Below are 12,250 nucleotides of genomic sequence, written 5' to 3'. Positions count from 1 at the left end.
TTTGGACTGTACCTGTTGCCGGTTCTTTTCTTATATACACAGGAATACCCATGAGCCTACTGACATTGCAGCAAGATGTTGCCATTCTTTTCTACGCCATTCTGGGTAAAAAGGCCGACGATAAAGCCCTGACCTACTTTGCCAAACAGCTTGAAAAAGGTACCTACACACAAAATCAACTGGCTGAGAAATTTATTCTCTCGCAAGACGGTCAACACCGTTACGATGGCCTGACCACCAGCCAAAAAGTGCAGTACATCTATCAAAATACCAATGGCACCCCGCCAGATGCCGCAACGCTAAACGTGCTGACCGCGCAGGTTGATGCTGGTAAAACACTAGGCAGCCTGACCACTACGTTAATTCGCGAAACCAAAAATTATGCCGGCAGTGAGGCGCTGCCACAAAGTCAGCAACAGCATCTGGAAAACGTCATCAACACCACGTTATATCCGTCGCAAGTCGAGCAACCTGCACAGATTGATGCAGCGGCGGACATACAGGGTATTTATTATCTGCTCGGCAGCATGACCAACGCTACCGCCATCAATTACTGGAGTGGAATTTTGGATAGCGGCAAAAAAACGGCCGCAGACATCGCTAATTATTTTGCCGCGTCCAAAAGCTACATCAGCTCTCTTAACAACGAAGACTTTGTGAAGAAAATCTTTTCCGAAGCCTTTGGAACTGCCGCCAGCAACAGCGATGTGCAAAATTACATCGCTGGCCTGAATAATCAGAGCGAAACTCGCGGTGATGTGATTATGCGTATGATGGCCGATATCAGAAATGATACCAGCCATGAGGCGGCCAAACAGAACTTCCTGGCGGCAACCCATGTTTATGCGCCAGGCGAACTCCCGGCTGCACAATTTACCGAAACCGTGATGTCGCTTTATCTGACGGTTGCAGGCGTGGCGGCAGATGCTACCGCACTTGATACTTATAGCCGTCTGCTTGCCAGCGGCACGACGAACGACCAACTGCTAAAAATCCTCTCCGGTGCCTATCAATTCCGCAATGCCGGCGATTACCAGAATATTTATTTGAAGCTTTATGGCCTCGCGCTCGACAGCATTTCAGCTCAGGCGATCCTGCTTAAGGCCGGGAACGATAAAATCAAAGCCAGCTCACTGATCATTGACGCGTTCCGTGACGGTAAATATCCCCTGGACAATAATCCCACTCCACCGTCACCCTATCCGCTGCAGCACTTTGAGGTGAAGTTAGGTGGATCATTGGGCTATCAGAAAGTATTTAACGGCACATTTAGCCTTTCTGACAGCGGCAAATTGATGGCGGACCTCAATGCGCGAGCGTCTCATGAAGTGACTGCCACAGAAATGGCTTATCTGGCGCCGTTGGGCCTGTTGAATATCAATGCCAATGTCGATATCGCGGTAGACCTCAGTCTGGTGAAATTCAAAGCCTCTTATAACTACAAAATAGTGCTTTTTGGCGACTATGCCACCAGCGCCACAGTGCTAAACTCATTGGGTTATAAGCCTATTGAAATATTGCTTAACGACAAAAATATCGCAAACGCGAACGCAGCCCTGCCGTTAAAAGCGAAGACTGCTAGTGTGGAGGCTGACGCAAGCTTAAGCGATGCAAAAATCAGTCTGTTAGTGGCTCGATTATATTGGGATGGAAACAGCGTCAACGGCGGAGCAAACCATATTGGTAGCGGCTTTCACGCCGAATCTCGCGATTTGTCGAGCTCTTCCGTCCCAATATCAGCTAATTTTATTACCAAATCGATTTATTTGACCACCAATGATAGCGGTGGCATCGACGGCAACATCGTCAGTAACCTCAACCAGTTCCTGTATTTCACCACCATAGATTTGACCCATTATCGCGGTACGGGTGAAATCTATCTGGATGGTAAGTTGGTCGCTACCGAAGGCAGCAAGGTCTTTGATTTTGGTTTATTCAGCCAAAATGCCAGCATTTATAATCCTGCCTACGACAACGTCAACTCTCTGCAACAAGCTCAATTACCAACCAGTTTGGATGGCAAGTTTACCGGTAGTGGGCTCGCCATGATCTCCGATTACTCCGGTGATTTAACGCTACTCAATTACAACCGCGATAGCTTTCTAATTGACGGTGAGTTGACCAAAGACAGTAACATCCATATTTACGATACGGCACAAAGCGATACCAGTTTCACTCTGTTTTTCTTCCACCTTACCGAGCAAAGTCACAATCTGGATATGGGGAGCTTTAGCCTGACCTCCGACCATAAAGACTTGTTGGAAATTGAAATAGTCGGATATGGCAATACGGTACAGAACCAAACGCTGACGCTTAGCGGCGGGGATAACTCAATATCCAAGTTGCTGCTAAGGGCTCTCATTAATAAGTATGACAACCCTGAGTCACTCAATCTGACCATTACCGCTGATTTCGGCAATAATCTGCAAACCATTACCGGCACCAGTATCTCTTCAGGGACACAAATCTCTAAACTAGATCTCAACCTGGTGTCTGAAAAAAGCGGTACCGGCGGTGGGAGTTTCTACAAAACCCTTAATGCACTCGCGAACAAAAGTGATTTTAGCCATATCATCGACACACTGGCGGGTAACCAACTCAGCGTGAAAGATGCCGGTTTGATAGTGCTCTCGGCCGACGTTAAAGGCAACACCACTCTGGATTCCTCGCGAGAGTTGATCTTTAGCGACAGTACTATCGATAGCATGGTCACCCTGAATACTGGTTACCAGAACAGCGTCATTACCGCCGGTGACGTCGGTAATCAATGGATTTTCTCCAAGACCGGTGACAAAACTGCCACGCTGTATGGCAGCGCCACCACGGCCACTGAGCTCAAAAATGTCTTTACCGGCCTGACGGCAAGCGACAATGCTCAGGATCTGTTCTCACAGGTGTTGGCTAAAATGACCAATGGAACCAGCACCAATAACCTGTCTGAAGTCGGCTTGCTTAAGCTGGATAAATCGGTTTATGTCATTGTGGACAATAACCACAACCAGACGTTTGATGCCGATGATCTGGTGTTCTCAATCGGCAATCAGGACCCATACGTGGCCGCCGTTTCCCTGCACTACCAGGCACCGGCGATCACCGTCAACGGTGCAGCGGCAGGAACGCATCTGGTGGAGGAAATGGCCTGAAGACTGATTAGCTAACCCGTATCAGCCCTCGCTGAAAATTAAAAAGCCCGGAGGTTATCCCCCGGGCTTTCTCCATTCAGACAGACGCGTTTACTGCCAATCAACCAGGCAGTAATGCTTTTTGCCGCGGCGCAGCAGCGTGTAGCGACCGAACAGGCGATCGGCATCGCTGAAGCTGTATTCGGCGTTGGACTGCTTCTCACCGTTGATGGTCACCGCATTGGAACCGATCATGGTGCGCGCCTGACCACGGGAAGGCACCAGCTCAGCGTTAACCAACGCCTGCTGCAGATCGGCATCACCATCGAGTTTAATGGTCGGCATACCGTCCTGCGCCAATTGGGCGAAGTCCGCTTCGGTCATCTCGTGCAGCGCGCCAGAGAACAGGCTCTGGGTGATACGCTTGGCCGCAGCCAGACCTTCCGCACCGTGTACCATACCGGTCACTTCTTCTGCCAGAACATACTGGGCGCGTGGCGCTTTACCGCTGTTTTTGTCTTCTTCTTCCAGCGCGTTGATCTCGGCCAGATCCATAAAGGTGAATAACTTCAGGAAGCGGTACACGTCGGCATCGGCGGTATTGATCCAGAACTGGTAGAACTTGTACGGGCTGGTTTTTTCTGGTGCCAGCCAGACTGCGCCACCTTCGGTCTTGCCGAATTTGGTGCCGTCAGCCTTGGTGATCAAGGGCACGGTCAGGCCGAATACCTGTTGCTGGTGCATACGGCGAGTCAGGTCGATACCGGAGGTGATATTGCCCCACTGGTCGGAACCGCCGATCTGCAGTTCAACTTGATGACGGTTGTACAGTTCGGAGAAGTCGAAGCCCTGTAACAGGTTGTAGGAGAACTCGGTGAAAGAAATACCCGAATCGTCACGGTTCAGACGCTGCTTCACCGCTTCCTTGTTGATCATCTGGTTGACGGAGAAATGCTTGCCGATGTCACGCAGGAAGGTCAGCACGTTCATGCCGCCAAACCAGTCGTAGTTGTTGGCGGCAATCGCGCTATTGCTGCCACAGTCGAAATCGAGGAACGGAGAAACCTGTTTGCGGATTTTATCCACCCACTCATTCACCGTTTCTGTGGTATTGAGCTTGCGCTCAGCCGCCTTGAAGCTCGGGTCACCGATAAGGCCGGTGGCACCGCCAACCAAGGCTACCGGCTTGTGGCCTGCGAGCTGGAAGCGCTTCAGGCACAACAGAGGAACCAGATGGCCCAAATGCAAGCTGTCAGCGGTCGGATCGAAACCGCAATACAGTGCAATTGGCCCTTGCGCCAGTCGCTCTGCTAACGCTTCTTCATCCGTAACCTGGGCAACGAGGCCCCGCTCTTGCAGTTGTTTAATCAAGTTGCTGCTTGCCATCAATGACTCCATGTATAAACGAATGCACCTTTGTCGGTACACGACCTTTCGCCCACTGGCGAAATATTAAATTCAGAATAACGCATAGAATAAAGCGCCGGCGACATCAGTGCCAGCGCTTAAGGGGGATTTTCACCGATCAGGGTGCCAGTCGGTCAATTTTCCAGTCATTCCCGTCCCGTTGATACAGGAAACGGTCATGCAGACGGTTGGCACCGCCCTGCCAAAACTCGACGGAGTCGAAATTAACCCGGAATCCACCCCAGAAACTCGGCAATGGCACTTCGCCCTGTTGGAATTTTTGCTTCAGTTCGAGGAATTTGCTCTCCAGCACGCCGCGCGCTGAAATACGCGATGACTGCTGCGATACCCAGGCGCCGATCTGACTGTCCTTCGGCCGGCTGGCAAAGTATTTCATGACTTCGAGCGTGGACAGGCGCTCCGCTTTGCCGAGGAAAATGACCTGACGATCAAGCATGTGCCACGGGAACAACAGGCTGATGTGCGGGTTATTCGCCAGTTGCTGCGCCTTGCGGCTGCCCAGATTGGTGTAGAACACCAGCCCTTTGTCATCAAAATGCTTGAGCAACACAATGCGCTGGTAAGGTTGGCCGTTTTCATCCACCGTCGCCACACACATGGCGGTCGGATCCGCCAGGCGAGCGTCACAGGCCTGTTTCAACCAATGTTCGAACAGCTCCAAAGGATTGGTGGACAGGTCGTTACGGCGCAGGCCGCCACGGGTATATTCGCGGCGCAGGTCCGCAACATCAAATTCATTATTTTCAATCATTCGGTTATCAACCAACTGAAAAATCGTGATTCTATTCTGCGCCAGCGGCGTCAGGATCTCAATCGCTCTGACGCCGCAACTATCGGATCAATTCGTCAGCGTACAGTCGCTCATAATCACTTTGCCATTACGCTCAAGATAGGCGTTTTGGCCCTTCGACCAAAAGGTGTACTTATCATCGCTGTATTTTGCACCGGACATGGCCAGTACCTGTTTCAGCTTCAGTTGCTCACCGTCCATCAGCAGGCTGACGGTGCTTTCCTTACCGTCCAGTGACACCGTCAACGGCGTGGTGCCGCACTGATAATGCAAGGTTTGGCTGTTTTGCGGCAGAACATAACTGCAGCCGGCCAGCACCAATGTGCCGGCGGCAATAATGATTTTTTTCATGCTGTTGCTCCTTAGGAAAATCCATCGATTTCTATCCTAACAGAGCTAACGACCCCTCAAAGGCAAAACCGGATAAATCCCACCCAGCAGGGTTTCACAGCTGGCACCTGTCACCGAAGGCAGGTTGCCGGGCTGCCCGGACAAGGTGCGAAACGCCAGCCAGGCGAAGGCCAGCGCCTCCATATCGTCGCCGCTAATGCCGAAATCATCCGTCAGGCACACCTCGGTTCCTGGCAACAACGCAGACATTCGAGCCATCAGCAACATATTCCGTGCCCCACCGCCGCAAACCAGCAGACGTTCACAGCCGCCCGCCAACTGAACCTGTTCGCAAATGGTGACCGCCGTCAGTTCCGTCAACGTGGTTTGCACATCAACCGGGCTGACTGCCGCCAGACCCGCGAGCTGACGCTCCAGCCAGGCCGCGTTGAAATATTCACGCCCGGTGCTTTTCGGTGCCGGTAGCGAGAAGTAAGGATCGGCCAGCATCTGTTGCAACAGCGGCAAGCAAACGCGCCCCGCCATCGCCCAGCCACCATCCTTATCGTAAGGCTGTGATTGATGACGCCATATCCAGGCATCCATCAGCATATTGCCCGGCCCGGTATCAAAGCCACGCACCGCGGCCCCCGGCAACAGCATCGACAGATTGGCTATGCCGCCGATATTCAGCACCATGCGGCGCTCTACCGGGTGCGACAGCAGTGCCTGATGGAAGGCAGGTACCAACGGAGCGCCCTGACCGCCGTAGGCCATATCACGTCGGCGAAAATCGCCAACGGTGGTGATATTGGTCAGTGCGGCAATGCGATTATTGTCGCCCAACTGCATAGAAAAACGCGCATCCCCCTCGGGTTCATGCCAAACCGTCTGGCCATGACAACCAATGGCGGTAATGTCGTGCGCAGCCACACCGGTTTGCTTCAGCAAGCCCAGTACCGCCTCGCCAAACAGCGTGCCAAGTTGTGCATCCAGCCGCCCGACCGCAGAAAGCGTGGTCTGCTGGCCCTGGCACATCCCGAGAATATCCTGCTTCAGTTGGAGCGGCATCGGATGGCTGTAACTGGCCTGTTGCGCCACCATACGTCCGTCAATCGCAGCAAGCACCACATCGACCCCATCCAGACTGGTGCCAGACATAACACCTATATAGCGGCCTGACTTCATAGCTACATCCTTTACCCTAAGCGGGGAAGCAAAATTTTGACCTGACAAATAAACCAGAATTGCCACATTAACGCCATGAAATATGTTGTATTTTTTCACCTCTGTGAGCGATGCGCCTGTTTTTAACCCATACCGAATATTGATAAGTACGGCTAAACAGCGCCTCAACACGCAATGGGATTTATTCCAACGCTGTTATAAAGCTAAACCACCGTTTATTATTGGTTGAACAGAGCAAAGCTAAGCTGCGTGCAGTAGCGGGTTATGGTGATATGCGTGCGTTTAAGCCATACTTTGTCTATCATTTTTATGAATCTGGCCTGGTAAGGTTCCCCAGGTTATGGACTACTACCAACAGGAGTTTTATATGATCAAGCGTCTTCTCGTCGTTGCCATCGCCGCAGTTACGCTGGCAGGGTGCGCCAATGATTCCATGTCCGGCGACGTTTATTCCGCTTCGCAGGCCAAACAGGTGCAAACCGTGACTTACGGCACGCTGGTTTCTGTGCGCCCGGTCAAGATCCAGGGTAGTGAAACATCGAACACCATTGGTGCCATCGGCGGTGCCGTGCTGGGTGGTTTCCTCGGTAACACCGTCGGCGGCGGCACAGGCCGTAGCCTGGCGACGGCAGCCGGCGCTGTAGCAGGTGGCGTAGCCGGTAACAGCATCGGTGAAGCTGCCGGTCGTACTTCAGGCTATGAGCTGGAAATCAAGACCGACCAGAAAGAGAATATCGTGGTGGTTCAGAAGGCGGGCGACACCAAGTTCAGCCCAGGGCAACGCGTTCGTATGGCTCGCACTGGCGACACCATCACCGTGTCCCCACTGTAAGCTGAACCTAGCTGGTAAAACCGGAGGCTTTAGGCCTCCGGTTTCATTTCCGATGCTGTGAAATCTAATCGTATAAAGAAGAAGTTCTTATTGTTTATTTTGCAGTTCAGTAATGTTTTGTTCCAACTTGCCAATCAAACCTACCAACAATTGGACTTCGTCAGTGGTAATCCCACTCAAAATTTCACCACGCGTAGAACTGATCACGCTGTCCACCTCCCTGATAATGGGATCGGCAGCTTCAGTCAGCTTGATACGCTTCGCACGCCGGTCGTTGGCGCAGGTGTGGCGAGTAATCAGCCCCTTTTCTTCTAACTGGTCCAGAGTACGAACCAATGACGGTTGCTCAATGCCGATCGCCTTGGCCAGCTGGATCTGCGACTGCTCCGGCGGTAAGCGATTGATACTGTGCAGGGTTACCCAATGTGTTTGCGTCAGCGCCAGCGGCTTGAGCCGATGGTCGATCAGCGCGCGCCAAACACGAACTAATCGTGCTAAATCGGAACCTAATGTTGACTCCACTTACCCCTCCTTATAATTAGCATGCTAACATACCCTCCCAGAGTTTAGACTATTTTGAGTAACTAACATTAAAAACACAAATGTATATAATGTATATTGTGGAATTAGCCACCATTTTGGCCAGTTATTGTTTATTCTCTATGCAAAGACTCAACATATTCACTCATCGGGATTGTTAATGTGAATACTTCATGGCTCCATGCCTCGTCCCCGCTACCCGATTTGGTGCTGGGCGCCTCGCTTTATTTTCCACCCATATTTAAGGCTGTGTTGCTTGGCCTGGTTTTATGGCTACTGGTACACCACCTGTTGCGAGACTGGATTTATTCCGGCGAAATTTGGCATCCCATGCTGATGGATTTGTCTATTTTCGTCATTGCCGTCAGCGGCGCCCTGTGGCTTTTAGCGAGTTGGTAACCGATGACACATAAAACATTAAAATATTTTTCTACGGTAATCGTCTGCGCCATTGCCATCTGTGCCGGCTGGTGGTTGTGGAATTATTATATGCAATCCCCGTGGACCCGTGATGGAAAGGTACGCGCCGAACTCGTCAATATCACACCAGAAGTTTCTGGAAGATTAGAGAAAATAACCGTTCATGACAATCAGTTCATACCTGCGGGAAGTCTGATTTTTGCGATCGACCCCGTGCCATACCAGATTGCGCTCGACAATGCTGAGGCCGCGCTGGCAAAAGCGCAGTCCGATATGGCCAAAACCGACCATGAAGCGGCTCGCCGTCGCAGCCTGCCCAAAAATGTTATTTCTGCAGAAAACATGGATGAGTCAAATTTAGCAGCCCAGGCAATGAAAGCGGCCTATAAAGCCGCTCAGGCCAATCTGGAACAGGCCAAATGGAATTTAAGTAAAACTAAAATTTATGCCCCTACCGATGGCTATATCACCAATTTACAAGCCCGGGTCGGAAACTATGCCAGCGTCGGTACGCCACTGGTCGCACTGGTCGACGTACACTCTTTTTATGTTCTCGGCTATTTTGAAGAAACCAAGCTAAAGCATATAAAAGAAGGCAATAAAGCGGATATCGTTTTATATAATGGCAACACTCGGCTCCGGGGCGAAGTAGAAAGCATCGGCCGCGCCATTTACGATCAGAGCGTTGAAAGCAGCAGTGATTTATTAATGGACGTGAAGCCCAACGTGCCTTGGGTACGGCTGGCACAGCGCGTGCCGGTGCGGATAAAACTGCTCGATGTACCTGCTGATTTACCCTTGGTGGCCGGTACCACCTGCACCATCTCCATTCATCAGTAAGGCTTACCAGTGAACCTGCCTTTTTTGGAATGGAACCGTACCCCCTGGGGAAAAGCCAGCGCTGGGCAATGGCGTTATGCGCTGCGCAATTCGCTGGCGATGTGCCTTTCGTTATGGGTAGCGTTCGTCCTCAATCTTGACGAGCCTTACTGGGCACTCACCTCAGCGGCGGTGGTCAGTTTCCCCACCGTCGGGGGCGTGATCAGTAAAAGCATCGGGCGAGTTTTCGGCAGTCTGGTCGGTGCTGCCGCGTCAATGGCCATTGCCGGCCATTGCCTCAACGATCCCTGGCTGTTCACGCTGTTCATTGCCGCCTGGATCGGCCTGTGCACTTACATTTCCAATCATTATCAAAACAACGTCTCCTACGCCTTTGCATTGGCGGGCTATACCGCCGCCATCATTGCCTTTAGTACGGTCAACGTCACCGACACCCAGCAAATCTTTGATATCGCCCAGGCCCGCGTTTGCGAGGTGATCACCGGTATTCTGTGCGGCGGGCTGATGATGATGATCCTGCCCAGCACTTCGGACGGTGAAGCGCTGTTGACCTCCCTGCGGCGCATGCACCTGCGGTTGCTTGAACACGCCGCCATGCTGTGGCAACCCGAGATCACCGTACAAATGCGCACGTCACATGAAGGGGTCATCGGCCAGATCCTGACCATGAACCTGTTGCGTATTCAGGCCTTCTGGAGCCACTACCGGCTGCGTCGGCAGAATAACCTGCTCAACTATATGCTGCATCAACAACTGCGCATTACCAGCGTGATCTCCAGCCTGCGGCGCATGCTGCTTAACTGGCCGGATCGCCCGGACAACCTGGCGACCGTTTTGGATCAGCTGCTAAACGAGCTGCGCAATCCCGATACCGATAAATACCGGCTGGCCCGCATCCTGCAGCAGATAGCGCCACAGGATCCTGCCGATTACCGCCACCGCGCCTTTTGGCTACGTCTACGCCATTTCTGTTGGTTGTACCTTAACTGCAGCCGCTGGTTACAACGGTTGGAGAACGCCACCCCGGTCAGCGAGATACAGCCGCCACGTGTGACTTCTCTGGCTCGTCATACCGACAGTTACGAGGCCGCCTATAACGGACTGCGCACTTTTCTGTGCATTATCCTCGGCTGCGCTTACTGGATTAACACCCAGTGGGATGCCGGCAGTTCGGCCCTGACGCTGGTCGCCATCAGTTGCGTGCTCTATTCCTCCACTCCTTCGCCGATCAACAGCATCACCACCCTGCTCAAAGCGGTAACGTTGCTTTCGATCGTCTGTTTTTTGGTGAAGTTTGGCCTGATGATTCAGATAGATGATTTGTGGCTGTTCTGTGCCTTCCTGTTCCCGGTGCTGGTCACCATGCAGATGCTCAAGCTGCAGAATCCCTCCTATGCTGCACTCTGGGGGCAACTGATCGTGTTTATGGGCTCGTTTTTGTCCGTCACCAACCCGCCAAGCTACGATTATCAGTCATTTATCAATGACAGCATCGGCAAAATTGTCGGCGTGCTGTTGGCCGGTCTGGCGTTCCAGATCTTGCGGCCGAGCTCAGACAAACGCAAAAGCCGGCGCATTATTCGCGCCCTACGGCGAGACTTTATCGATCAACTGAGTAAAAAACCGCAGCAGAGCGAGAGCCAGTTTGAATCGTTGATTTATCACCGCATCAGCCAATTGAATCAAAGCCAGGATCAAGAGGCACGCAGTTGGTTATTGCGCTGGGGCGTGGTGCTGCTCAACTGCAGCCATATCGTTTGGCAACTGCGCGACTGGCAGACCCGCTCCGACCCGCTCTCGGCGGTGCGCGACGTCTGCATTCACTGTTTGCGGGGCATTATGACGGAGAAAGGCGTACAGCACCGTTCGCTGGACGCCAGCCTGCAGGAGCTGCAGCGCATGAGCAATGCGTTGGCGCACCACCCGGAACAGGCGGCGCGCGATCTTGCCGGATTAATTTGGCGGCTTTATTGTTCGTTGCAACAGTTACAGCAGGCCATCACCCCGCCTGACAGTACAGCGGCAACCGCGAGCTAAGCGTCTTTATCACTTAATGACGCCGCAGGCGAAACGCTCCCCTCCGCCCCCCAGCGGTTTCGGGCTATCGGCGTGGTTATCGCCCCCGGCGTGCACCATCAGCGCCTTGCCGGTTATTTCACTGATTTTTTTCAGCCGCGGCGCCAATACCGGGTCGTTGGCCATGCCGTCGTTGGTCACGTAAATCGCCGGCAGATCCCCCAAATGGCCTTCGGCATAGGGGCCAAGGTGTTTACCGGTTTTTTGCGGATCAAAATGTCCGCCCGCTGCCAGCGCCGCAACCGCCTTGCCCTCTTTCATCCCTGGCTCGCAACTGCCGTTCTCATGAACGTGGAAGCCATGTATGCCGGCCGGTAACGCTTTGAGCTGTGGGGTAAACAGCAGGCCGTAAGGCGTTTCACTGATCGTCACTTTGCCAATCTCCTGGCCAATTCCCTGTCCGGTCACCAGATTCATGTCAACATCCGTCGTCGCCGCCTGGGCGACTCCGCAGGCCATCAGGCCGAAGGCCGCATACCAATAATGTTTCATTAATCAATCTCCTTGGATTTCCTGTGAGTATTGAGTATACGAGAATATGTGACGCCGATGCTCAAAATGAGCACAATTTTGCCGATCAAATTCGCATTATTAATAATTCATACTAATAATAATTCTACCGATGTCGGTCCTCTGACCAGCTGCCGTTCGGTATACCTTATTAACCTGCACAAGCTGCAACAG

The 12,250-nt window shown here is 52.4% G+C and carries 11 protein-coding genes; 5 read left to right on the top strand and 6 right to left on the bottom strand.

Going from position 1 to position 12,250, the window contains the following annotated elements; genetic code table 11:
* The first annotated feature begins 50 nt into the window (after positions 1-50).
* Positions 51-3,143, top strand: a complete 3,093-nt coding sequence (locus SERS4_RS0112115) for a hypothetical protein (RefSeq protein ID WP_017892679.1) — start codon at positions 51-53, stop codon at positions 3,141-3,143.
* Between the two features lie 90 nt (positions 3,144-3,233).
* On the opposite strand, the gene tyrS is transcribed toward SERS4_RS0112115, so the two are convergent.
* The 4 genes from tyrS to anmK form a co-directional block, all read right to left on the bottom strand.
* A complete protein-coding gene (tyrS, locus tag SERS4_RS0112110; RefSeq protein ID WP_017892678.1) occupies positions 3,234-4,508 on the bottom strand; it encodes a tyrosine--tRNA ligase in 1,275 nt (424 codons plus the stop codon).
* 139 nt (positions 4,509-4,647) lie between these two features.
* Positions 4,648-5,301, bottom strand: a complete 654-nt coding sequence (pdxH, locus tag SERS4_RS0112105) for a pyridoxamine 5'-phosphate oxidase (RefSeq protein WP_017892677.1) — start codon at positions 5,299-5,301, stop codon at positions 4,648-4,650.
* Between the two features lie 87 nt (positions 5,302-5,388).
* Positions 5,389-5,691: an MliC family protein gene (locus SERS4_RS0112100; protein ID WP_017892676.1), complete on the bottom strand. Its 303-nt coding sequence runs from the start codon at positions 5,689-5,691 to the stop codon at positions 5,389-5,391.
* A gap of 45 nt (positions 5,692-5,736) precedes the next feature.
* Positions 5,737-6,858: an anhydro-N-acetylmuramic acid kinase gene (anmK, locus tag SERS4_RS0112095; protein ID WP_017892675.1), complete on the bottom strand. Its 1,122-nt coding sequence runs from the start codon at positions 6,856-6,858 to the stop codon at positions 5,737-5,739.
* A 367-nt stretch (positions 6,859-7,225) separates the two neighbouring features.
* On the opposite strand from anmK, the gene SERS4_RS0112090 reads away from it, so the two are divergent.
* Complete coding sequence (locus tag SERS4_RS0112090) at positions 7,226-7,690, top strand: glycine zipper 2TM domain-containing protein (RefSeq protein ID WP_026142354.1); 465 nt, start codon at positions 7,226-7,228, stop codon at positions 7,688-7,690.
* 87 nt (positions 7,691-7,777) lie between these two features.
* Here SERS4_RS0112090 and slyA read toward each other — a convergent pair whose 3' ends face one another.
* Positions 7,778-8,212: a transcriptional regulator SlyA gene (slyA, locus tag SERS4_RS0112085; protein ID WP_012144945.1), complete on the bottom strand. Its 435-nt coding sequence runs from the start codon at positions 8,210-8,212 to the stop codon at positions 7,778-7,780.
* A 180-nt stretch (positions 8,213-8,392) separates the two neighbouring features.
* On the opposite strand from slyA, the gene SERS4_RS0112080 reads away from it, so the two are divergent.
* From SERS4_RS0112080 to SERS4_RS0112070, 3 genes are read left to right on the top strand one after another with little or no spacing between them, the layout of a single operon-like run.
* Complete coding sequence (locus SERS4_RS0112080; RefSeq protein ID WP_012144944.1) at positions 8,393-8,629, top strand: DUF1656 domain-containing protein; 237 nt, start codon at positions 8,393-8,395, stop codon at positions 8,627-8,629.
* Between the two features lie 3 nt (positions 8,630-8,632).
* A complete protein-coding gene (locus SERS4_RS0112075) occupies positions 8,633-9,490 on the top strand; it encodes an HlyD family secretion protein (RefSeq protein WP_026142353.1) in 858 nt (285 codons plus the stop codon).
* Between the two features lie 9 nt (positions 9,491-9,499).
* The gene (locus tag SERS4_RS0112070) at positions 9,500-11,527 is read left to right on the top strand and encodes an FUSC family protein (protein ID WP_017892672.1); all 2,028 of its coding nucleotides are present in this window, start codon (positions 9,500-9,502) and stop codon (positions 11,525-11,527) included.
* Positions 11,528-11,536: 9 nt separating this feature from the next.
* Here SERS4_RS0112070 and sodC read toward each other — a convergent pair whose 3' ends face one another.
* Positions 11,537-12,058, bottom strand: a complete 522-nt coding sequence (gene sodC / locus SERS4_RS0112065) for a superoxide dismutase family protein (protein WP_017892671.1) — start codon at positions 12,056-12,058, stop codon at positions 11,537-11,539.
* Positions 12,059-12,250: the final 192 nt, after the last annotated feature.

Origin of the sequence: Serratia sp. S4 (assembly GCF_000347995.1) — a bacterium.
Taxonomy (GTDB): domain Bacteria; phylum Pseudomonadota; class Gammaproteobacteria; order Enterobacterales; family Enterobacteriaceae; genus Serratia; species Serratia quinivorans.
This window is presented reverse-complemented; position numbering and strand designations above follow the sequence as displayed.